The sequence below is a fragment of the Streptomyces sp. NPDC097619 genome (genome assembly GCF_040302735.1).
Taxonomy (GTDB): Bacteria; Actinomycetota; Actinomycetes; order Streptomycetales; family Streptomycetaceae; genus Streptomyces.
The window spans coordinates 45,530-66,927 of the sequence record NZ_JBEOSD010000015.1 but is presented as its reverse complement, the minus strand read 5'-3'; the positions used below and the strand labels follow the sequence as shown (position 1 = coordinate 66,927).

The window sequence follows — 21,398 nt, the reverse complement described above, 5'->3', positions numbered from 1 at the left end:
GGGGGTGGGGTGGGGTGAGCTACTCCGGGGTCTGGTCGAGGGCGTGGCCGACCAGGGTGAGGAGGGACTCGATCACGGTGGCCCGGCGGCGGGCGTCCATGATCACGACGGGGACGCCGGGCGGCACGCTGATGGCCTCGCGGACGTCGTCGGGCGCGTAGGAGCGGGAGCCGTCGAAGTGGTTCACGGCGACCACGTAGGGCAGCCCGCAGCTCTCGAAGTAGTCGAGGGCGGGGAAGCAGTCGGGGAGCCTGCGGGTGTCGGCGAGGACCACCCCGCCGACGGCCCCGCGCACCAGGTCGTCCCACATGAACCAGAACCGCTCCTGCCCGGGGGTGCCGTACACGTACAGGACGAGGTCGTCGTCCAGCGTGATCCGGCCGAAGTCCATGGCGACGGTGGTGGTGTTCTTCTCGGGGGTGGCGCTGAGGTCGTCGGTGCCGGCGCCGGCCTCGGTCATCACCGCTTCGGTGCGCAGCGGGGTGATCTCGGAGAGGCATTCGACGAAGGTGGACTTGCCGACGCCGAACCCGCCCGCGACGAGCACCTTGACGGCGATCGGTGCGCGGGAGCGGTCGTACTGCCAGGGCTGTACGCCCACTTCGGTGTCGAGTCCGGCGAGGTCCGGAAGCGGTTCAGAGACGGCGGAGCCCACTGAGTACCCTTTCGAGCAGTGCGCGCTCGGGCCGGCCGCTGCCGTGACCGGTGCCGTAGACGCGGATCCTTCCTTGGTCGGCGAGGTCGCTGAGCAGCACCCGGACCACTCCGAGCGGCAGCTTGAGCAGGGCGGATATCTCCGCGACCGTGCGCATGCGGCGGCAGACCTCGACGATGGCCCGCATTTCGGGCATCCGCAGCGGGGCGTCCGCCCCGGGGTCGAGGGTGGCCACGAAGGTCTCGACGAGCAGGAGGTGCCCGAAGCGGGTGCGGCCGCCCGTGAGGGAGTACGGGCGGACGCGGGCGGGGCGGCGGTCGGCTCCGCGTATCGGCAGCCGGCCGCTCACGCTGTTCTCTCCATCGACTGGCGGAGTTCGCTGCGGACTTCGGGGGTGAGGACGTGGCCGGCCCGGCCGACGAACAGGGCCATGTGGTAGGCCACGACGCTCATGTCGCAGTCCGGGGTGGCGTGCACGCCGAGCAGGGAGCCGTCGCTGATGGACATCACGAACACGCTGCCGTGCTCCATGGACACCATGGTCTGCTTCACCCCGCCCGCCTCCATGAGCTGGGCGGCGCCGTGGGTCAGGCTGCCGAGCCCGGAGACGATGGTGGCCAGGTCCGCGGAGGCTCCGCGGGGTCCTCTGCTCTCCTTCTTCGGGGCGTCGGCGAGTCCCGGGTCGGAGGAGAGCAGGAGCAGCCCGTCGGAGGACACGACGGCCACCGAGATGAGTCCTGGCACCTCCTCGACCAGGTCGGTCAGCAGCCACTGAAGATTGCGGGCCTGCGTGCTCAGTCCGTACGTACTGGGCGCGGTCACGTGCGTGCCTCCTCGACGGTGTCCCCCTCGTCCTTCGCCCGCTCGGCGAGTTCGGCGTCGACCACCCGCCGGCCGTCGCGGGCCCCCTGGTAGAACCCCCCGAGTCGGCGCCGCAGTTCCTCGGCGTCAACACGCGGAGCGGTCTTTCGCTCGGTGGTGGGAGCGGGCTCCACGACGCGGGGGGTGCGCTTGGGCAGTCCCTTGTCGGTGAGCCGGTACGGGCCCTCGGCCGCGGGCGGTTCCGGAGCGGTCCGGTCCGGTCCCTCCGCGGGGGACGCCGCGTGGGGCCGCGGTGCCGTCGGGGGCTGCGGGGCGGGTCCTCCGGGGAGGGCCTGCTCCGGCGTCGCCCCGGGCTGCGGGGCGGCGGTGGCGGGGTCCGCGGGGTTCCGCGGGGCGCCACCGGGGTGGTCGTGGTCGGCGTGCCGGGGCCCGCCGTCGGCCTGACGGGGCAGCGGGGCGGCCAGCAGCCAGGCGTCGGGGTCGGCGGGGGCCTCTTCGGCGGGGGTCCGCTCCGGGGCCGGGGCGTCGCCGGGCTCGGGGGCCTGCGCGTGGGCGACGGGCTCCTCGGGGGCGGGGTCGGTGGCCGGGGAGGGTTCGGGCTCGGGCGCCGGGACCCGGAACACCTGGGCCTCGGGCGGCAGTCGGTACTCCTCGCCCGCGGGCGGCTCCACGTCGAAGACCTGGCGGCGGGTGACCGCCGGCTCGGCGGGCTCCGGGGCGGGGTGCGGGGCGGCGGGGCCGTCCGCGGCGAAGCCGTGGGCGGGGGTGTCGGGGGCCTCGGACGGCACGGCCCGGAAGACCTGGTCGGCCGGGGGCAGCTGCTCGGCGGGCTCGGGGCGGGCGTGACCGACCGGCTCGGCCTGCTCGACCGGCTCGGCGGCGGCCGTCGGGTCCGGCTCGGGGGCGGGCTCCGCGACGGGCCGCGGGGCCTCCTCGACCGGGTGCGCGGGGGCGGGCACCTGCTGCGCGGGCACGACCGGGTGGGTCTCGGCGGGCGCCTGCTCCGCAGGGGCGGTGGCCTCGGCCGGGGCGGTCCCCGCCGCGGTCGCGGCGGCCTCGTCGGCGGCGGCCTCGAAGGCTTCCTCCGCGAGGGCGATCACCGGGTCGGGGCGGTGCCGGGGCGGCAGGTGGTTGGAGTTCGCCTCGGCGACGGCGCCCGGCAGGTGCAGGGCGGGGGCCCCGGGGGCGGCGGCGCGGTGCTCGGGGGTGACGGGGGCCGTGGGCAGCAGGCCGACGGGGATGACCACGAGGGCTTCGAGGCCGCCGTCGCGGCGGGCCTGGAGCTCGGCGGTGACCCCGTGCCGGCCGGCGAGGCGTCCGGCCACGTACAGGCCGAGGCCGGGTCCGTGCTCGGAGGGGTCCTCGTGCTCGTACGCCTCGGGGTCGGACAGCCGGGAGTTGAGGGCGGCGAGCCGGTCCTCGGTGACCCCGATGCCCTGGTCCTGTACGGAGACCACGACGTCGCCCTCGTCCAGCAGCCAGGCGGAGACCCGCACCTTGACGTCCGGCGGGGAGAAGGTGGTGGCGTTCTCCAGGAGTTCGGCGACCACGTGGGAGACGTCGTCCGCGGCGTGTCCGGCGACCTGGGCGAAGGGGGGCAGGTTCCGGAGGTCGACCCGCTCGTAGCGTTCGATCTCGCTGACGGCGGCGCGCATCACGTCCACGAGGGGCACCGGGCCGGGGTGGCCGTGGGTGTGTTCCTGGCCCGCGAGGACGAGGAGGTTCTCGTTGTGGCGGCGCATGACCGTGGCGAGGTGGTCGACCTTGAAGAGGGTGGCGAGCCGGTCCGGGTCCTGCTCCTTGGCCTCCATCTGCTCGATCACCGCGAGCTGCCGCTCGACGAGGCCGAGGGTGCGCAGCGAGAGGGAGAGGGAGGCGGTGGAGAGGACGCGGCGGTAGTCGTCCAGGTGGGCGCGCAGCTCGGCCAGTTCCCGGTCCAGGGCGGTCTTGGCGGCGCTGAGGGTGTCGTTGCGGTCGATGAGGCGGCGGCGGTCCCCGTCGAGTCCGGCGATGCGGGTGTGCAGGGCGGTGGACTGGGCCTCGTGCCGGGCGTGCATGGCGTTGAGGGAGCGGACCACGGCGGCGAACTCGTCGTTGCGGCCGATGAAGCGGACCGGGTCGGAGGAGCCCTCCGGGGAGGCGAGCCGTTCGGCACCGCGCTTGAGCACGGACAGCGGCCGGGTCAGGGTGCGGGCCACGCCGGTGGAGACGCCGACGGCGATGAGGAAGAGCAGCCCGACGAGTCCGGCGAGGACTTCCAGGGAGGTGACGTCCTCGTCGCGGAGGGTGGCCAGGGCGGTGGCGCGTTCGGCGGCGAGGGTGGACTCCACGGTGCGCATGCGGTCGGTGCGCGCGGTGAGGGCGGCGTCCACGGCCTTGGCGTCGAGGTCGCGGTCCTCGGTGCTGAGGGAGGGCTGGTCGGTGAGCCGGCCGAGGAAGCCCTCGGCGGCCTTGACCTCGGGGCCGGTGACGGTGGCGGCCAGCACCTGGCGCACCTCGGGCGAGGCGGCGCGGGCGAAGGCGTCGAGGGCGGCCTGTTCGCGGACCCGGGCGCGCTGGGCGGCGGCGGAGAGCTCGTCGCGGGTCTTGTCCTCGGCGCTGGGCTCGGGGTCCTCGTATCGGCCGGTGGTGGGGTCGTAGACCCGCTCCGGTTCGGCGCCCTCGGGCACGGAGAGGGCGGCGAGGAGCAGTCCGCGGGTGGCGGAGGACTGGTCGACGGCCTGGGCGAGCGGGGCCAGGGCGCGGGCGGCGGCGAGGGCCTCCTCGGCGCGCGGCGGGGTGCGCTCGGCGAGTTCGTCGGAGGGGGCGAGGAGCCCGCCGATGAGCTCGGAGTAGTCCTGGTGGGCGGCGAGCGCGTTCTCCTTGCCGCTGATGGCGGCCTGGCGGACGGCGGGCACGCGGGCCAGGGCGCGGCCGGCCTCTTCGTCGGCGCCGGCGGCGGCCTCGGCGAGGCGCTGGTCGACGCGGGCGGTGCGCTCCTGGACGGCGGCCTTGCCGGCGCTCTCGCGGCCGTCGGCGACGAACTCGACGACGGCGTCGCGTTCGTCGGAGAGCGCGTGCACGAGCGCGAGGGTCTGGCGGGTGTGTTCGGAGAGGGTGACGAGCCGCTGCGACTCGTTCAGTTCCGCCGAGGCGTCGACGAGGGCGGGCGCGCCCGCTCCGAGGACCGTGAGGCCGACGGCGGCGACGCCGAGGACCAGGCGGGTGCGCACGCGCACGGAACGGCCGTCGGCGCGGCCTTCAGCCCCGTTGCCGTTGCCCGCGGTGCCTCCGGAGCGTTCGGCTTTCGCCGCGTCGCTGCCGTTCCGCCGAGACCGCTTGTTCTGCACCGGTGCTCGCAATCCTGTACGTGTACTCGTCTGCTTCCGCGCGGGCTTCGCCCGGCGGGACCCCCTGGCCGAGGTGACGGCCGGTCAACAAGTAAACGCCCCTGCCCCCTCGTACCGCTTCAGACCATTCCAAGTGTGTTTGGGAGACAGGCGTGCATCGCCGGCCCGGCCACTCGAACGAGTGAACATCAGGTGTGAGTTGGCGATCAACTCGGCCCGGGGTGCTCCGCGGCCCGGCCGTGGACGGGCGGTTGAAACATCGCGCCGGGCTTTGGCAGGATGCCCGCCCACAGCTGTCCGGACCCGCCCCTTCCGGCTCTTTCCGGCTCCCTCAGGCCACTTCGGCCGGTTCCCACCCCTCTCCGGCCATTGGTATGGACCTGTTTCGGCCATGCGGGCCCGCGCCGCCCCCACACCGGGGCAAGCCGGGCAGACTGGCGGCATGCGCATCGAGCTCTGCTCCCTCCCCGGGGACCCACAACGCCCCAATGAGGACTGGGCGTCAGCGGTGGCACCGGCCTCGGGCCTGGGCGGAGTGTTGACCGTCCTGGACGGGGTGACCCCGCCCGCCGGCCCCGACGGCTGCGTCCACGGAGTCCCCTGGTTCACCTCCCGCCTGGGCGGACGGCTGACCGAACTGTCCGCTTCGCGGCGGGACATGACACTTGCGCAGGTGCTGGCGATGGCCATCGGCACCACGGCCGACGAACACCGGCACACGTGTGACCTTTCTCACGTTCGGACTCCGCAGGCGACGGTGGTCCTCGCGCGCTGGGACGCCGAGCGGGTGGAGCACCTCGTGCTGTCGGACTCGGTGCTCCTCCTGGGGGATCCCGAGGGCGGGGTACGGGCCGTCCTGGACGACCGCCTGGACCGCGTGCCCCGCGAGGTGCTGCGTTCGACGGCCGCAACGGACGCCCTGCGGAACGCCGCCGACGAGCCCTTCGGGTTCTTCACGGCGGCCGCGGACCCCTGCGTCGCCGACCGGGCCGTGACGGGCTCGACCCCCCGGGACCGGGTGACGGCCCTCGCCGCCCTCACGGACGGGGCGAGCCGGTGGACGGACACCTTCGGCGAGGGCGACTGGGCGGACTGCCTCCGGGTCCTGGCCAAGGAGGGCCCCCACGGCCTGATCGACCGGGTCCGCGTCCTGGAATCGGCGGGGCCGGTCCCGCGCGGAAAGCGACACGACGACGCGACAGCGGCGTACGCCGAGCTGTGACCGCCCGGGAGGGGTGGGGGCACGACGGCCGGGCCGGCGCCGTCCCGCACGGCCGAGCCCACTCCGGCCCCGCCGGAGTCACCCGTGGTCCACGCCCCCGTTCAGCTGGTGGAGCAGCCGCGCCAGCTCCGCCACCTCGCCCCGGTCCCAGTCGGCGAGCTTGCGCATGTACTGCACCCGCCTCGCGTCCCGCACGCTCAGGAACCGTTCCCGCCCGGAGGCGGTCAGCCCCACGAGGAAGGCCCGGCCGTCGGCCGGATCGGGCTCGCGGGCCAGCAGGCCCAGCTCCTCCAGGGCCCGCAGCTGCCGGCTCATGGTGGCCTTGCCGACCCCGAAGTAGGCGGCGAGGTCGGTGGCCCGCTGTCGGCCCGCCTCCTCCAGCCGCACCAGCAGCCCGTAGGCGGCCGGCTCCAGCTCGGGGTGCAGCTCTCGGGCCATCTCGCCCGAGGAGGCGCGGGCCCGCCGGAGGAACACGGACAGTTCGCGCTCCAGGGCGAGGAATTCCTGCTCGCCCGCCCCGGGGTGCTGCCCGCCCGGGCGGCCCCCCTGGTCCTCACTGCCCTGCACGTCCGCTCCCATCGGTGGTGCCACCGCGCCGTCGCGGCCGGTCGGGGCACCAGTATTTCGCAGCGCGTACGCACCGGCGCGCCGCCCGGTCCGGCCCTCGACGGGGCCGGACCGGGCGGCGCACCCGGCGGCACCCGGGAAAGGGGAGACCCGGGTGGTCGGGGGCTCCGGCCGGGGTCGCCGGCCGGAGCCTTCGGTCAGGCGGCCCGGGCGGCCACCGGCTCGGCGGGGTCCGCGACCGGAGCGGCCGCCGCCGCGGGCCGGAGGGCGAGCTCCAGCACCTGCCGGACGTCGTGCACGGGGTGCACCTCCAGCTTCTCCAGCACCTCGGCGGGTACGTCGTCCAGGTCGGCCTCGTTCCGCTTGGGGATGATCACGGTGGTGATCCCGGCCCGGTGGGCGGCGAGCAGCTTCTGCTTGACCCCGCCGATGGGCAGGACCCGGCCGGTGAGGGAGACCTCGCCGGTCATGGCCACGTCCGTGCGGACCGGCCGTCCGGAGAGCAGCGAGGCGAGGGCGGTGGTCATGGTGATGCCCGCGCTGGGTCCGTCCTTGGGCACGGCGCCCGCGGGGAAGTGGATGTGGACGCCGCGGTCGCGCAGGTCGCCCACCGGGAGCTCCAGCTCGGCGCCGTGGGAGCGCAGGAAGCTGAGGGCGATCCGGGCGGATTCCTGCATGACGTCGCCGAGCTGGCCGGTCAGGGTCAGGCCGGCCGCGCCGGTCTCCGGGTCGGCGAGGGAGGCCTCCACGAAGAGCACGTCCCCGCCCGCCCCGGTGACGGCGAGACCGGTGGCGACGCCGGGCACCGCGGTGCGCCGCTCCGCGGGGTCCTGGGCGGACTCCGGTACGTGGTGGGGCCGTCCGATCAGCCCGCGGAGCTCCTCCGCGGTGATGGTGAAGGGCAGGTCGCGGCGGCCGAGCTCGTGCTCGGAGGCCACCTTGCGCAGCACCCGGGCCAGGGCCCGCTCCAGCGTGCGCACGCCCGCCTCGCGGGTGTACTCGCCGGCGAGCTTGCGGAGGGCGTCCTCCGCGAGGACGACCTCGTCGGCGGCGAGTCCGGCCCGCTCCAGCTGCCGGGGCAGCAGGTGGTCGCGGGCGATGACGACCTTCTCGTCCTCGGTGTAGCCGTCGAGGCGGACCAGCTCCATGCGGTCGGCGAGGGCCTCGGGGATGGCTTCGAGGACGTTGGCGGTGGCGAGGAAGACCACGTCGCTGAGGTCGAGCTCGACCTCCAGGTAGTGGTCGCGGAAGGTGTGGTTCTGGGCCGGGTCGAGGACTTCGAGGAGGGCCGCGGCCGGGTCGCCGCGGAAGTCGGAGCCGACCTTGTCGATCTCGTCGAGGAGGACGACCGGGTTCATGGTGCCCGCCTCCTTGATGGCCCGGACGATCCGGCCGGGCAGGGCGCCGACGTAGGTGCGGCGGTGGCCGCGGATCTCGGCCTCGTCGCGGACGCCGCCGAGGGCGACCCGGACGAAGCTGCGGCCCATGGCGTGGGCCACGGATTCGCCGAGGGAGGTCTTGCCGACGCCGGGCGGGCCGACCAGGGCGAGGACGGCCCCGCCGCGGCGGCCGCCGACGAGGCCCATGCCGCGGTCGCTGCGGCGCTTGCGGACCGCGAGGTACTCGGTGATGCGGTCCTTCACGTCCTCCAGGCCGGCGTGTTCGGCGTCCAGGACCGCGCGGGCGCCGCGGATGTCGTAGGCGTCCTCGGTGCGCTCGTTCCACGGCAGTTCCAGGACGGTGTCGAGCCAGGTGCGGATCCAGGAGCCCTCGGGGCTCTGGTCGCTGGAACGCTCCAGCTTCTCGACCTCCTTGAGGGCGGCCTCGCGGACCTTCTCCGGGAGGTCGGCGGCCTCGACGCGGGCGCGGTAGTCGTCGGACTCCTCGCCCTCGGCGTCGCCGTTCAGCTCGCGGAGTTCCTTGCGGACGGCGTCGAGCTGGCGGCGCAGCAGGAACTCGCGCTGCTGCTTCTCCACGCCCTCCTGGACGTCCTTGGCGATGGACTCGGCCACGTCCTCCTCGGCGAGGTGGTCGCCGAGCTGCTTCACGGCCAGCCGGAGCCGGGTGACCGGGTCGGCGGTCTCCAGCAGCTCCACCTTCTGGGCGGTGGTCAGGAAGGGCGAGTAGCCCGAGTTGTCGGCGAGGGCGGAGACGTCCTCGATCTGCTGGACCCGGTCCACGACCTGCCAGGCGCCGCGCTTCTTCAGCCAGCTGGTGGCGAGGGCCTTGTACTCCTTGACCAGCTCGGCGACGGAGCCCGGCAGAGGATCGGGGACCTGCTCGGCGACGGTCTCGCCCTCGACCCACAGGGCGGCGCCGGGGCCGGTGGTGCCCGCGCCGATGCGGACCCGGCCGCGGCCGCGGATCAGGGCGCCGGGGTCCCCGTCGGAGAGTCGGCCGACCTGCTCGACGGTGCCGAGCACGCCGGTGGCGGCGTAGGTGCCGTCCACGCGTGGGACGAGCAGCACCCGGGGCTTCCCGGAGCCTTCGGCTCCGGCGTGGGCGGCTTGGGCGGCCTCCACCGCGGCGCGTACCTCGGGGTCGGAGAGGTCCAGCGGCACGACCATGCCGGGGAGCACGACCTCGTCGTCCAGCGGCAGGACGGGCAGGGTGAGCGAAACGGACGTCGAAGCCATGATCTTCCCTCCGGCAGTGAAGTTGAGCTATGCCGACTCAATGCATCTGCGCCGCATGGTGTTCCCCGTTCCGCTTTCGCCCTGGGCGAACGCCCCCTCAGGGGCAGGTCCCCGGGCGGGCCCAGAGGACGACCACGGCCCCGTGGACCGGTCGGACGGCGCACCGGTCGAAGTGCGCGGCCAGGGCCTGCCGCTTGACGGCCTCCCGCGGGTACGGGTCCGGGGGCTGGTCCGGCGGATCCGCGAGGGCCAGCACCCGGGGGGCCGCCAGCAGCGCGGCCCGGATCTCGGCCGAGCCCAGCTCCGTGCCCTGGAGGGTGCGGGAGGCCGCCGGGGTCCGGGCCAGCGCGAGGTCGTCGAGGCTCCCGTACAGCGCCGGGGAGGACAGCAGCCATTCCCGGCGCCGGGCCGGGAGGAAGAGCACGGCGTCCCCGGGCCGGGACAGCTCCCGGGCGGCCCGGGCCACCGCGAACACGTCGTCCTTGCGGGCCGCCGGGGTCCGCAGCCACCAGGACCAGGGCAGGACGAGCAGCACGACCGCCACGAGCGCGGCCCACCACCGCCAGGGCCGGGACCCGACGAGGAGGGCCGCGCCGGCCAGGGAGTAGAGCACGTACCGGTCCACGTACCAGGGGTGCGCGAGGGAGACGAGGAGCAGCAGCCCCGGCGGCAGGAGCAGCAGCGGGAGCGCCACCCGGACCAGGCCCCCCGCTCCCGATCCGCCGCCCGGCCCCGGCGCGCGCCCCGAGCGGGACGGGCGGGCCAGGAGCAGTCCGGCCGTCGCGACCGTGGCGTACGCGGCCCAGTCGGTCCAGCCGGGACGACCCAGCCAGCCCAACTGCTGCCCGGCCTGCCGGGCGCCGAGCAGGGCGAGCGGCAGGGTCAGGCAGCAGACGGCCGCGGCGGCCCGCCGCCACCCGGGCCGCCGGGCCGCCGCGCAGCCGTGCGCGAGCAGGGCGAGGCCGGCGAACACGTGCAGCCAGCAGCCGAGCGCCAGCACCACCGCGTACCCGGTCCAGCGCTCGCGGACCAGCAGCAGGGTGGCCCACACCACGGCGGCCGCGACCAGGGCGTACGAACGGCCCTCCTGCGCGTACATCTGCACCGGCGGGAGCAGGGCGTAGACCGGTCCGGCGGTGCGCCCCGCGCGCGGGGAGTGCAGCTCGCGCCCCAGGAGGGCCACCCCGGCGGCGGCGAGGGCCGTGGCCGCGACCGAGGGCAGCCGCAGCGCGACCGGGCCGCCGTCCCAGAGGGCGAGCACCCCGCGCACGAGCAGGTAGTGCAGGCCGTGGACGGCGTCCACCCGGGCGAGCAGTCCGAAGAACTCGGCGGAGGACCGGTGCGCCACCTGCCAGGTGACGGATTCGTCCCGCCACATGCTGCCGCCCCGGGTGATCCCCCACACACCCGACCCCAGGGCCGCGAGCACCGCCGGACCCCACACCCCGACACCCGCCCGCCCCCGACCCCGACCGGCGGGATCGGGCTCAGCGGCCGGCTCGGCCGCCGCGGCCGTGCCGGGCGCGGGCCGTGGGTCGGGGCTGGGGACGGGGGCGGCGGCGGTCCGACTGATGATGGCCTCCGGAGGGGCGCGGGAGGGTGCGGGAACGGTGCGGACGCGGCATCCGGGAACCGCCGGGGCGGGCGGGGCGCGGCGGACCGGGGAACGGATCCGCCGCCGGCCGCGTCCACGGTGCGAACGACCGGACCGGATCCACGGCACGGCGGCCCCGCGCTCCCCGCCACCGGACGGGCACCGACGGCACGGTTCGGGGCACACGCGCACGGGCACGCGACGGACGCGCAGGCCCAGGCACAGGCACAGGCACAGGCACAGCGACGGACGACGGATACCGGCACCCGCGGACGCAGGGCGAGGAGACGCAGATGTCACAGCAGAGGCCACGGCGAAGCCCTCGGCAGGGCCACGAACCGCCCGGGTCACCGACCTCCGACGCCGTCCCCGATCCGGGCACGCCCCGGGGCGGGGACGGTCGGACCGCCCGCCGGCTGGGTCTGGCCGCGGCGGCCCTGACCACGGCCGCCGCCCTGGCCCTGTCGGCGTGCGCCCTCTCCACGGAAGCGAGCACCCCTCCCCCGGTGCCCACGACCGCCACGGCCGCCCCGCCCCCGCCCACCTCCACCACACGCACGCTCCCGACCCCCGCCACCACACCCCCGCCCGCGTCCGCCCCGGGCCCGGCCCCCACCTCCGCCGAGCAGCAGCTCGTGACCGTGACCCGCAGCGGTGGTTTCACCGGTGGGGAGCACAAGAGCGTGCTGGTGGCCGGTGACGGCTCGTACGTGCGCCTGGACCACGGGAAGCGCACCGGCTCGGGCCGGCTGTCCGCCGAGGGGCTGGCCCGGCTGCGCTCGGCCCTCGCGGCGGCCGGATTCCCCCGCCTGCCCCGGGTGCTCTTCGAGCGACGGTCGCCCGACGCCTTCACCTACGCCTTCGTCCACGCCGGAAGGGAGGTGGCCGCCCAGGACGGGTCGATGCCCCGCACCCTGAGCGCGGTCCTGGCCGCTCTGCCGCCCTTCTGAGCTGTGGCCGGAAACCGCCGCCCGCGGGTCCGCGCGCGGGTCCGCGCACCGACCCCGACCCGCGCGGACACCGGGCGGGCGCCCTCCCCGGGACGATCCGGAATGCCGGATTCAGCGGGGTACCGCCCCAAGAGGTCCCCTTGCCCGGGGCCGTCCGGACCTGCCGCCACCCGCATGGCCGCACACTCCGGTCTCCTCTACGCTGCTCCCCAACACGCGGGATCTTCGTCCCGCGCGGGCAGGGACGTACGGCAACCAGGGGCGGGGCGATGGAGCAGACACACACCCACGGCGCGGGCGCGGCGACCCCCGGCGCCCAGCGCCGGGTCCTCGTGGTCGAGGACGACCAGACCATCGCCGGGGCCATCGCCGCGCGACTGCGCGCCGAGGGCTTCCAGGTCGAGACGGCCGCGGACGGCCCCGCCGCCGTCGAGGCCGCCGAGACCTGGCAGCCCGACCTGATGGTCCTCGACGTGATGCTGCCGGGCTTCGACGGCCTGGAGGTCTGCCGTCGGGTCCAGGCCCGCCGCCCGCTGCCCGTCCTCATGCTCACCGCCCGCGACGACGAGACCGACATGCTGGTCGGTCTCGGCGTGGGCGCCGACGACTACATGACGAAGCCCTTCTCCATGCGCGAGCTCGCCGCCCGCGTGCACGTGCTGCTGCGCCGCGTGGAGCGGGCCGCGCTCGCCGCCACCGCCCCGCGCGCCGGCACCCTGCGGCTCGGGGACCTGGAGATCGACCACGCCCAGCGCCGGGTGCGGGTGCAGGCCGAGGACGTGCACCTCACGCCGACCGAGTTCGACCTGCTGGTCTGCCTGGCCGGCACCCCGCGGGCGGTGCTCTCCCGGGAGCAGCTGCTCGCCGAGGTGTGGGACTGGGCGGACGCCTCCGGCACCCGGACCGTGGACAGCCACATCAAGGCCCTGCGCCGGAAGATCGGGGCGGAGCGGATCCGTACCGTCCACGGCGTGGGGTACGCGCTGGAGACGCCCGCCCCGTGAACCGGGGTCCGGGCACCGGGCGGGCGGGCACCGGGCGGCCGGACGGGTCGGCCCGCAGGGGTCGGTCCGGGGGCGGCGCGCGTCGGGGGCGACCCTTCGGCATCTCCATCAAGACCAAGCTGGGCACCCTCGTGGTGGTCTCGGTGTTCATCACCACGGGGCTGCTGCTGGTGGCCCTGCGCACGGACACCGAGCTGCGGTTCATCACGGTGTTCTCGGTGATCGCCTCGATGCTGATCACCCAGTTCGTGGCGCACAGCATGACCGCCCCGCTGGACGAGATGACCACGGTGGCGCGGGCCATCTCGCACGGGGACTACACCCGGCGGGTGGTGGGCGCGGACCGGCGGGACGAGCTGGGCGACCTGGCGGCGACCATCAACCTGATGGCGGACGACCTGGAGGCCGTGGACCGGCACCGCAAGGAGCTGGTCGCGAACGTGTCGCACGAGCTGCGCACCCCGATCGCGGCGCTGCGCGCGGTGCTGGAGAACGTGGTCGACGGGGTCTCCGAGCCAGATCCGGAGACCATGCGGACCATGCTCAAGCAGACCGAGCGGCTGGGCGGGCTCGTCGAGACCCTGCTGGACCTGTCCCGGGTGGACAACGGCGTGGTGCCGCTGCGGACCCGGACCTTCGAGGTGTGGCCGTACCTGTCGGGGGTGCTGAAGGAGGCGGGGCTGGCCGCGGCCCGGCGGCCGGGGCTCAGCTCCGGTTCGGGGGCGCACACCCGCAAGGACGTGCACCTGCACCTGGACGTGTTCCCGCCGGGGCTGACCGCGCACGCGGACGCCGAGCGGCTGCACCAGGTGGTGGCCAATCTGGTGGACAACGCGATCCGGCACAGCCCGCAGCACGGCCGCGTCACGGTACGGGCCCGGCGCGGCGAGGCCCAGGGGTCACTGGCCCTGGAGGTACTGGACGAAGGTCCCGGCATCCCGGAGGCCGAGCGGCACCGGGTGTTCGAACGTTTCAACCGCGGGAGCGCCGCGGGGGGCGACGGGGGCACCGGTCTGGGCCTGGCGATCGCCCGTTGGGCGGTGGGTCTGCACGGTGGCGAGATCCGTGTGGCCGAATCCGCTCGGGGCTGTCTGATCCGCGTCACCCTTCCGGGAATCCGGAAGTCCGCAGGTTGACGTAGGGTTCGACTCAGGAAGCGAGGACTTCGGCCAGGTGTGCGCGGGGTCCGTCAGGGGTGCGAGCCACAGGGGCGCAGTCCGGGTGACCCCTACGCAAACCACACTTGTTTCCCGCCATTCCGCTCGGCGAAACCCGCCGTTCGGTGTGACTTGCACGACGTAAGTCCCGCCCGGTCTGCAGGACGGCGCCCGGGAGGCGTAGCCTTTGTCCCCGCTGTCCATCACCTTGTGAAGCGGAAGAGGGCGGTTGCCGCCGTGTCGCCACAGTCCCCCAGTAACCCGACCACCACGAACGGATCAGGGGGCGGGAAGAACCCCGCCTCAGGGTTCGGCGCGAATGAGTGGCTCGTCGACGAGATCTACCAGCAGTACCTCCAGGACCCGAACTCGGTAGACCGGGCCTGGTGGGACTTCTTCGCCGACTACAAGCCGGGCGGCCAGGCCGCCCCGGCCGTGTCCGAGAAGCCCGCGGTGACCCCGGATCCCGCGGCCACGGAAGGCGGTCCCGCACAGTCCGCCCCCACGGCCCCGGCCCCGCAGACGCCCGCCGGCCCGGGCACCGCCCCCGCCGGAGCGCCCGCCGCCGCTCCCTCCGCTGCAGCACCTGCCTCTGCTCCTGCCACCCACTCTGGTGCCCCTGCTGTGACTGTCACCTCCCCGACCCCGGCCGCCGCTCCGGCCCAGGTCGCCCCTCAGGCCACGCCCGCCGCCGCTCCGAAGGCCGCCGCTCCGGCGCCGGCCGCCGAGGCCCCGGCCGGCCCCGAGTTCGTGACGCTGCGCGGCCCGGCCGCCGCGGTCGCCAAGAACATGAACGCCTCGCTGGAGGTGCCGACGGCCACGTCCGTCCGCGCCGTCCCGGTGAAGCTGCTGTTCGACAACCGGATCGTCATCAACAACCACCTGAAGCGGGCCCGGGGCGGGAAGATCTCCTTCACGCACCTCATCGGCTTCGCGATGGTGCAGGCGATCAAGGCCATGCCGTCCATGAACCACTCCTTCGCGGAGAAGGACGGCAAGCCCACCCTGGTCAAGCCGGAGCACATCAACTTCGGCCTGGCCATCGACCTGGTGAAGCCCAACGGCGACCGCCAGCTCGTGGTGGCGGGCATCAAGAAGGCCGAGACCCTGAACTTCTTCGAGTTCTGGCAGGCCTACGAGGACATCGTCCGCCGCGCCCGCGTCGGCAAGCTGACGATGGACGACTTCACCGGCGTCACGGTCTCCCTGACGAACCCGGGCGGCCTGGGCACCGTGCACTCCGTGCCCCGCCTGATGCCCGGACAGTCGGTCATCATGGGCGTCGGCTCCATGGACTACCCGGCCGAGTTCCAGGGCACCTCGCAGGACACCCTGAACAAGCTGGGCATCTCCAAGGTCATGACCCTGACCTCGACCTACGACCACCGGGTCATCCAGGGCGCGGCCTCCGGCGAGTTCCTGCGGATCGTGTCGAACCTCCTCCTCGGCGAGGACGGCTTCTACGACCAGGTCTTCGAGTCCCTGCGGATCCCGTACGAGCCGGTCCGCTGGCTCCGGGACATCGACGCCTCGCACGACGATGACGTCACCAAGGCCGCCCGGGTCTTCGAGCTGATCCACTCCTACCGGGTGCGCGGCCACGTCATGGCCGACACCGACCCGCTGGAGTACAAGCAGCGCAAGCACCCCGACCTCGACATCACCGAGCACGGGCTCACCCTGTGGGACCTGGAGCGCGAGTTCGCGGTCGGCGGCTTCTCCGGCAAGTCGATGATGAAGCTCCGCGACATCCTCGGCGTGCTGCGCGACTCGTACTGCCGCACCACCGGCGTCGAGTTCATGCACATCCAGGACCCGAAGCAGCGCCGCTGGATCCAGGACCGCATCGAGCGCCCGCACTCCAAGCCTGAGCGCGAGGAGCAGCTGCGGATCCTGCGCCGGCTGAACGCCGCCGAGGCCTTCGAGACGTTCCTGCAGACGAAGTACGTCGGTCAGAAGCGGTTCTCCCTGGAGGGCGGCGAGTCCGTCATCCCGCTGCTCGACGCCGTCATCGACTCGGCCGCCGAGGCCCGCCTCGAAGAGGTCGCGATCGGCATGGCCCACCGCGGCCGCCTGAACGTCCTGGCGAACATCGTCGGCAAGTCGTACGCGCAGATCTTCCGCGAGTTCGAGGGCAACCTCGACCCGAAGTCCATGCACGGCTCCGGCGACGTCAAGTACCACCTGGGCGCCGAGGGCACCTTCACGGGCCTGGACGGCGAGCAGATCAAGGTCTCGCTCGTCGCGAACCCCTCGCACCTGGAGGCGGTGGACCCGGTCCTGGAGGGCGTGGTCCGCGCCAAGCAGGACATCATCAACAAGGGCGGCACGGACTTCACCGTCCTGCCGGTGGCGCTCCACGGCGACGCGGCCTTCGCGGGCCAGGGCGTCGTCGCCGAGACGCTGAACATGTCGCAGCTGCGCGGCTACCGCACCGGCGGCACCGTGCACGTGGTCATCAACAACCAGGTCGGCTTCACCGCCGCCCCGGAGTCCTCGCGTTCGTCGATGTACGCGACCGACGTGGCCCGCATGATCGAGGCGCCGATCTTCCACGTGAACGGTGACGACCCGGAGGCCGTGGTCCGCATCGCGCGGCTCGCCTTCGAGTTCCGCCAGGCGTTCAACAAGGACGTGGTCATCGACCTCATCTGCTACCGCCGCCGCGGGCACAACGAGTCCGACAACCCGGCCTTCACGCAGCCCCTGATGTACGACCTGATCGACAAGAAGCGCTCGGTGCGCAAGCTGTACACCGAGTCCCTGATCGGTCGCGGCGACATCACCCTGGAAGAGGCCGAGCAGGCGCTCCAGGACTTCCAGGGCCAGCTGGAGAAGGTATTCGCGGAGGTCCGCGAGGCCGCCACGCAGCCCGCGATCGCGGCGCCCGCCGTGGCCCCGCAGCCCGACTTCCCGGTCGCGGTGGACACCGCGATCTCCCAGGACGTCGTCAAGCGGATCGCCGAGTCCCAGGTCACCATCCCCGAGGGCGTCACCGTCCACCCGCGCCTGCTGCCGCAGCTGCAGCGCCGCGCGGCGATGATCGACGAGGGCACCATCGACTGGGGCATGGGCGAGACCCTGGCCTTCGGCTCGCTGCTGATGGAGGGCACCCCGGTCCGGCTGTCCGGTCAGGACTCCCGCCGCGGCACCTTCGGTCAGCGCCACGCGGTCCTCATCGACCGGGAGACCGGCGAGGACTACACCCCGCTGCTGTACCTGTCGGACGACCAGGCCCGCTACAACGTCTACGACTCGCTGCTCTCCGAGTACGCGGCGATGGGCTTCGAGTACGGCTACTCCCTGGCCCGTCCCGAGGCGCTGGTGCTGTGGGAGGCCCAGTTCGGTGACTTCGTCAACGGCGCGCAGACCGTCGTCGACGAGTTCATCTCCTCCGCCGAGCAGAAGTGGGGCCAGACCTCCGGCGTCACCCTGCTGCTGCCGCACGGCTACGAGGGCCAGGGCCCGGACCACTCCTCGGCCCGCCCGGAGCGGTTCCTTCAGCTCTGCGCACAGAACAACATGACGGTGGCCATGCCCACGCTGCCGTCGAACTACTTCCACCTGCTGCGCTGGCAGGTCCACAACCCGCACCACAAGCCGCTGGTCGTCTTCACCCCGAAGTCGATGCTGCGTCTGAAGGCGGCGGCCTCGAAGGCGGAGGAGTTCACCTCCGGCGCCTTCCGCCCGGTCATCGGCGACTCGACCGTGGACCCGAACGCGGTCCGCAAGGTCGTGTTCACCGCGGGCAAGGTCTACTACGACCTGGAGGCCGAGCGGGTCAAGCGCGGGGTCACCGACACCGCGATCATCCGCATCGAGCGCCTGTACCCGCTGCCGGGTGCCGAGCTCCAGGCCGAGATCGCCAAGTACCCGAACGCCGAGAAGTACCTGTGGGCGCAGGAGGAGCCGGCGAACCAGGGTGCCTGGCCGTTCATCGCGCTCAACCTGATCGACCACCTGGACCTGGCGGTCGGCGCCGACATCCCGGCGGGTGAGCGTCTGCGCCGCATCTCGCGGCCGCACTCCTCCTCCCCGGCGGTCGGTTCCGCCAAGCGCCACCAGGCGGAGCAGGCCCAGCTGGTCGCCGAGGTCTTCGACGCGTAACGGCAGGCCCGTTCCCGTCCGGAACGTCGCGGAAGGCCCGGTCCCCTCGGGGGGCCGGGCCTTCCGGCCGTCCGGGGTCCACCGGCCGGCGCTCGGGGGCCTCGTCACGCTGTCCGAACCGGCTTGCCCCGGACCAGAGTTGACCGCTTTCCGCCGTTAGCCGACCGGACCCGGCGGGCAGGGATCGGAGATCCGCGGCGGGAGGACACTCATGAGGCACGGCGGCACCACGGGCCAGCCCGGACCCCCGGCGGCGCCGCCGGTGTCGGAGGAGCTGCTCCGGACCATCGGGGAGACCGAACCGAGCGCCGAGGGCACCGCCCTGCTCACCTCCGCCCGCCGGGAGCGCCGCCGCGACCTGCTGCGCCGGGTGCTGCGGGAGGCGGTGCGCGGCGGGGCGGACGGCGGCCCGGCCCCGGAGCACCGGGCACTGCTGGACGAGGCGGTGCGGCAGGCCCCGGAGGCGGTGGCGGCGGTGCTGGACTACCCGGCGACGGGGGTCTGGGCGGAGGAGACCCTGCACCGGCTCGGGGACCCGGCGGGCCCACCCCCGGACCTGGGCCACCTGGGCGGGGTGGCGGTGGCCGCCGCGCTGCGGGCGGGGATCGCCTTCACGGCCGTGCTGAAGCCGGTGCACGGGCGGATCGTGCTGCCGACGCTGGGGGTCCTGCGGCCCGGCCGGCCCGGCCCGCAGCGGCTCTCCGCCGGCTGCTGGGACCCGGCCGACCCGGCGGCCCTGCCGCTGCACCCGTTACCGGGCGGGGCCACCGTCCTGGACGATCTGGATCCGTACCGGGTGCCGGGACGCCCGACCGCCGTGGCGGCGGCCCGCCGGCTGACCCCGCGGGGCCACAAGCGGTGGGACGTCCAGTGGAACGGGGCCCTGACCCTGCTGGGCCGCTACGACACGGCCCGCGCCGAAGAGGCGGCGGGCCTGCTGCGCAGTCTGGTGCCGCTCGCTGGGGGCGCGGGCGAGCCGGGCGCCACCCTGCCGGAGGCCCCGGGGGCGGTCTTCGCCCGCGGGCAGGCCCCGCCCGCGCTGGCGGCCACCCTGGTGCGGGAGGTGCAGTACGGGAAGCTGGCCGCGCTGGGCACGGTGGTGAGCCTGCACACGGCGGGCCCGGCCGCCCGGCACTGGGCCCCCTGGCACCCGGAGCCGCGCCCGCTGGAGGGGCTGCTGCGGGGCGCGTACGCCCAGCTCGCGCTCGCCGGGTACTGGCAGCGGGCCGCCCTGTACGGGGCGCGCGGGGCCTGGACCCAGCACGCGCGGCACCGCACCCGGGTGGCGGCGGTCCTGCCGGGGCTGGCCGCGGACCCGGGGCTGACGGCGGCGGGCCGGGTGTTCACGGCGGCCATGGCGCGGGCGGAGCGGGCCCTGGACGCGTTGCCGCCGCCCGGGGAGCAGTACGCGGCGGCCCGGCGGGTGCTGGCCCGGGAGCGCCGCGCCTGGGACCGCGCGCACCCGGCCCTGGCGGCCCCCTGAGAGGAGCGGCACCGGCGGCGCGGGGCCTCCGGGGCGGGCGGACTATCCTGACCGGGAACCGAGAGAACCCCTGAACGGCACGGAGCTGGGTGTGTACTTCACCGATCGCGGCATCGAGGAACTGGAGAAGCGGCGCGGCGAGGAGGAGGTCACCTTCGAGTGGCTGGCCGAGCAGCTGCGCACCTTCGTCGACCTGAACCCGGACTTCGAGGTCCCGGTGGAGCGGCTGGCCACCTGGCTGGCCCGGCTGGACGACGAGGACGAGGACGACGAGTAGGCGTTGCCGGCGTCCCCGGGACGCGCGAGGGGCCCGGCCGGATCGCTCCGGCCGGGCCCCTCGTACGTCACCCGGAAGGGGGGCGGGGCTCAGCCCTGCTTGGTCTCCCAGAAGATGCGGTCGATCTCGGCGATGAGCTCCAGCGCCTTCTCGCCCGTCTTGGGGTCGTTGGACGCCTTGGCGGCCGAGAGGGCCTTCAGGGTGTCGTTGACCAGCTGGTGCAGCTGCGGGTACTTCTCGAAGTGCGGGGCCTTGAAGTAGTCGCTCCACAGCACCGAGACGTGGTGCTTGGCCATCTCGGCGCGCTGCTCCTTGATGATGAGCGCGCGGGCGCGGAAGTCCGCGTCCTCGTTGGCCTGGTACTTCTCCTGCACGGCCTTGACCGACTCGGCCTCGATGCGGGCCTGGGCGGGGTCGTACACGCCGCAGGGCAGGTCGCAGTGGGCGCTGACCGTGACCTTGGGGGCAAACAGGCGGGAAAGCATTGAGCTCGTCCTCCTCGTGATCGTCTTCTCAGGTGGGAGATTACTCCGTGAGAAAGCCGATTTCGCGGGCGCCCCATGCGATCGGTACGAAAGTCCGAGGGCGCGGCCGGGCGGGGACGGGATCGTACGGGGCGCCCGGGAGGGCGGATCCGGGAGGAAGGACGGGAAGGGGCGTGGCGGGAATGCGGTACGGGGTGGCGGAGGTGTCCGGTCCGTCGATGGCGCCGACCCTGGTGGACGGGGACCGGTTGCTGGTCAGCTACGGGGCGCGGGTGCGGCCGGGCCAGGTGGTGGTGCTGCGCCATCCTTTCCAACAGGACCTGCTGGTGGTGAAGCGGGCCGTGGAGCGCCGTCCGGGGGGCTGGTGGGTGTTGGGGGACAACGCCTTCGCCGGGGGTGACAGCACGGATTACGGGACGGTTCCCGAGGAGTTGGTGCTGGCCGTGGCGCGGGTCCGGTTGCGGCCCCGGTCGGCGGGTCAGCGGTCGGCGGCGGCCCGGGTCTCGTGGGCGCTGTCCTCGGTGCGGCCGCTGCTGCCGGACGTCTCGGCCTCCAGGCGCTTGCGGGCCCGGTAGGCGGCGACGTTGGCGCGGGTGGCGCAGCGGTCGGAGCAGTAGCGGCGGGAGCGGTTGGTGGAGGTGTCGAGGTAGGCGTTGCGGCAGGGGCCGGCCTGGCAGAGGCCGAGCCGGTCGGCGCCGTGCTCGGTGAGGTGGAAGGCGAGCCCCATGGCGGCGATGGCCGCGTAGCCGGCGGTGGCGTTGGAGGGGTGGTCGGCGAGGTGCATGTGCCAGCGGGGCCGGCCGTCCTCGTCGAGGTAGTCGTGGCCGGAGATCTGCGGGCTGACGGGGAATTCGAGCAGCAGGGAGTTGAGGAGGTCCACGGCGAGGGTGTGGTCCCCGCCGTCCGCCGCCTCGAAGACGCTCCGAAGCCGGCCGCGGACGCCGCGGAAGCGGGTGAGGTCCGCGTCGGTGGCGCGGCGGGCCATCTGGGAGGCCTCGCCGAAGAGGGCGCGGACGGCCTCGACGGAGGTCAGGGAGTCCTTGCCGCGGGCCGGCTCCTCGGTGTTGACCAGGCGCACGGCGTAGTCCGAGTAAGAGGCCAATTCCACTT

Annotated in this window: 17 protein-coding genes; 8 read left to right on the top strand and 9 right to left on the bottom strand. The window is 74.3% G+C overall.

The window, feature by feature from the left end; all coding sequences use genetic code 11:
- Nucleotides 1–19: 19 nt before the first annotated feature.
- Genes ABTZ17_RS06765 through ABTZ17_RS06750 form a run of 4 tightly spaced genes read right to left on the bottom strand, consistent with a single transcriptional unit; the run spans nucleotide 20 to nucleotide 4,806 of the window.
- The gene (locus ABTZ17_RS06765; RefSeq protein ID WP_352194424.1) at nucleotides 20–655 is read right to left on the bottom strand and encodes a GTP-binding protein; all 636 of its coding nucleotides are present in this window, start codon (nucleotides 653–655) and stop codon (nucleotides 20–22) included.
- A complete protein-coding gene (locus ABTZ17_RS06760; protein ID WP_352194423.1) occupies nucleotides 636–1,004 on the bottom strand; it encodes a DUF742 domain-containing protein in 369 nt (122 codons plus the stop codon). Before ABTZ17_RS06760 ends, ABTZ17_RS06765 begins: the two co-directional genes overlap by 20 nt.
- Nucleotides 1,001–1,477 (bottom strand): roadblock/LC7 domain-containing protein, encoded by a 477-nt coding sequence (locus ABTZ17_RS06755; protein ID WP_352194422.1) that lies wholly within the window; start codon nucleotides 1,475–1,477, stop codon nucleotides 1,001–1,003. The genes ABTZ17_RS06760 and ABTZ17_RS06755 overlap by 4 nt, the downstream gene beginning before the upstream one ends.
- Nucleotides 1,474–4,806: a sensor histidine kinase gene (locus ABTZ17_RS06750; protein WP_352194421.1), complete on the bottom strand. Its 3,333-nt coding sequence runs from the start codon at nucleotides 4,804–4,806 to the stop codon at nucleotides 1,474–1,476. Before ABTZ17_RS06750 ends, ABTZ17_RS06755 begins: the two co-directional genes overlap by 4 nt.
- 442 nt (nucleotides 4,807–5,248) lie before the next feature.
- Between ABTZ17_RS06750 and ABTZ17_RS06745 the strand changes: the two genes are divergently transcribed.
- Nucleotides 5,249–6,028, top strand: coding sequence for a hypothetical protein (locus tag ABTZ17_RS06745; protein WP_352194420.1), 780 nt, complete (start codon nucleotides 5,249–5,251; stop codon nucleotides 6,026–6,028).
- A gap of 78 nt (nucleotides 6,029–6,106) precedes the next feature.
- On the opposite strand, the gene ABTZ17_RS06740 is transcribed toward ABTZ17_RS06745, so the two are convergent.
- From ABTZ17_RS06740 to ABTZ17_RS06730, 3 genes are all read right to left on the bottom strand, one after another.
- Entirely contained in the window at nucleotides 6,107–6,595 is a 489-nt protein-coding gene (locus ABTZ17_RS06740; RefSeq protein WP_502994610.1) for a MarR family winged helix-turn-helix transcriptional regulator, read from the bottom strand.
- Nucleotides 6,596–6,792: 197 nt separating this feature from the next.
- Entirely contained in the window at nucleotides 6,793–9,231 is a 2,439-nt protein-coding gene (gene lon, locus ABTZ17_RS06735; protein WP_352194419.1) for an endopeptidase La, read from the bottom strand.
- 97 nt (nucleotides 9,232–9,328) lie between these two features.
- Nucleotides 9,329–10,609 (bottom strand): glycosyltransferase family protein, encoded by a 1,281-nt coding sequence (locus ABTZ17_RS06730; RefSeq protein WP_352194418.1) that lies wholly within the window; start codon nucleotides 10,607–10,609, stop codon nucleotides 9,329–9,331.
- A gap of 509 nt (nucleotides 10,610–11,118) precedes the next feature.
- Here ABTZ17_RS06730 and ABTZ17_RS06725 point away from each other — a divergent pair.
- From ABTZ17_RS06725 to ABTZ17_RS06700, 6 genes are all read left to right on the top strand, one after another.
- Entirely contained in the window at nucleotides 11,119–11,775 is a 657-nt protein-coding gene (locus ABTZ17_RS06725; protein WP_352194417.1) for a hypothetical protein, read from the top strand.
- A 269-nt stretch (nucleotides 11,776–12,044) separates the two neighbouring features.
- Nucleotides 12,045–12,779 (top strand): response regulator transcription factor, encoded by a 735-nt coding sequence (locus ABTZ17_RS06720; RefSeq protein WP_352194416.1) that lies wholly within the window; start codon nucleotides 12,045–12,047, stop codon nucleotides 12,777–12,779.
- Between the two features lie 101 nt (nucleotides 12,780–12,880).
- Nucleotides 12,881–13,915: a HAMP domain-containing sensor histidine kinase gene (locus ABTZ17_RS06715; RefSeq protein WP_352194443.1), complete on the top strand. Its 1,035-nt coding sequence runs from the start codon at nucleotides 12,881–12,883 to the stop codon at nucleotides 13,913–13,915.
- A gap of 258 nt (nucleotides 13,916–14,173) precedes the next feature.
- Nucleotides 14,174–18,043, top strand: coding sequence for a multifunctional oxoglutarate decarboxylase/oxoglutarate dehydrogenase thiamine pyrophosphate-binding subunit/dihydrolipoyllysine-residue succinyltransferase subunit (locus ABTZ17_RS06710; protein ID WP_352194415.1), 3,870 nt, complete (start codon nucleotides 14,174–14,176; stop codon nucleotides 18,041–18,043).
- Between the two features lie 211 nt (nucleotides 18,044–18,254).
- A complete protein-coding gene (locus tag ABTZ17_RS06705; RefSeq protein WP_352194414.1) occupies nucleotides 18,255–19,526 on the top strand; it encodes an aKG-HExxH-type peptide beta-hydroxylase in 1,272 nt (423 codons plus the stop codon).
- A 91-nt stretch (nucleotides 19,527–19,617) separates the two neighbouring features.
- Nucleotides 19,618–19,803 carry a DUF6104 family protein gene (locus ABTZ17_RS06700; RefSeq protein ID WP_007266501.1) on the top strand — a complete coding sequence of 62 codons (186 nt, stop codon included), beginning with the start codon at nucleotides 19,618–19,620 and terminating at the stop codon, nucleotides 19,801–19,803.
- A gap of 89 nt (nucleotides 19,804–19,892) precedes the next feature.
- Here the strand turns inward: ABTZ17_RS06700 and sodN are convergent, their stop codons facing one another.
- A complete protein-coding gene (gene sodN, locus ABTZ17_RS06695; RefSeq protein WP_352194413.1) occupies nucleotides 19,893–20,288 on the bottom strand; it encodes a superoxide dismutase, Ni in 396 nt (131 codons plus the stop codon).
- Nucleotides 20,289–20,470: 182 nt separating this feature from the next.
- Here sodN and sodX point away from each other — a divergent pair, with 182 nt between their 5' ends.
- Nucleotides 20,471–20,863 carry a nickel-type superoxide dismutase maturation protease gene (gene sodX / locus ABTZ17_RS06690; RefSeq protein ID WP_352194442.1) on the top strand — a complete coding sequence of 131 codons (393 nt, stop codon included), beginning with the start codon at nucleotides 20,471–20,473 and terminating at the stop codon, nucleotides 20,861–20,863.
- Here sodX and ABTZ17_RS06685 read toward each other — a convergent pair.
- Complete coding sequence (locus ABTZ17_RS06685) at nucleotides 20,767–21,396, bottom strand: CGNR zinc finger domain-containing protein (RefSeq protein WP_352194412.1); 630 nt, start codon at nucleotides 21,394–21,396, stop codon at nucleotides 20,767–20,769. The genes sodX and ABTZ17_RS06685 overlap by 97 nt on opposite strands.
- Between the last annotated feature and the right edge of the window lie 2 nt (nucleotides 21,397–21,398).

Excerpts from the sequence above, each read along its gene's own strand:
- ABTZ17_RS06745 (WP_352194420.1), top strand. The coding sequence starts at position 5,249 with ATGCGCATCGAGCTCTGCTCCCTCCCCGGGGACCCACAACGCCCCAAT.
- lon (WP_352194419.1), bottom strand. The coding sequence starts at position 9,231 with ATGGCTTCGACGTCCGTTTCGCTCACCCTGCCCGTCCTGCCGCTGGAC.
- ABTZ17_RS06730 (WP_352194418.1), bottom strand. The coding sequence starts at position 10,609 with ATGTGGCGGGACGAATCCGTCACCTGGCAGGTGGCGCACCGGTCCTCC.
- ABTZ17_RS06725 (WP_352194417.1), top strand. The coding sequence starts at position 11,119 with ATGTCACAGCAGAGGCCACGGCGAAGCCCTCGGCAGGGCCACGAACCG.
- ABTZ17_RS06720 (WP_352194416.1), top strand. The coding sequence starts at position 12,045 with ATGGAGCAGACACACACCCACGGCGCGGGCGCGGCGACCCCCGGCGCC.
- ABTZ17_RS06705 (WP_352194414.1), top strand. The coding sequence starts at position 18,255 with ATGAGGCACGGCGGCACCACGGGCCAGCCCGGACCCCCGGCGGCGCCG.
- sodN (WP_352194413.1), bottom strand. The coding sequence starts at position 20,288 with ATGCTTTCCCGCCTGTTTGCCCCCAAGGTCACGGTCAGCGCCCACTGC.
- sodX (WP_352194442.1), top strand. The coding sequence starts at position 20,471 with ATGCGGTACGGGGTGGCGGAGGTGTCCGGTCCGTCGATGGCGCCGACC.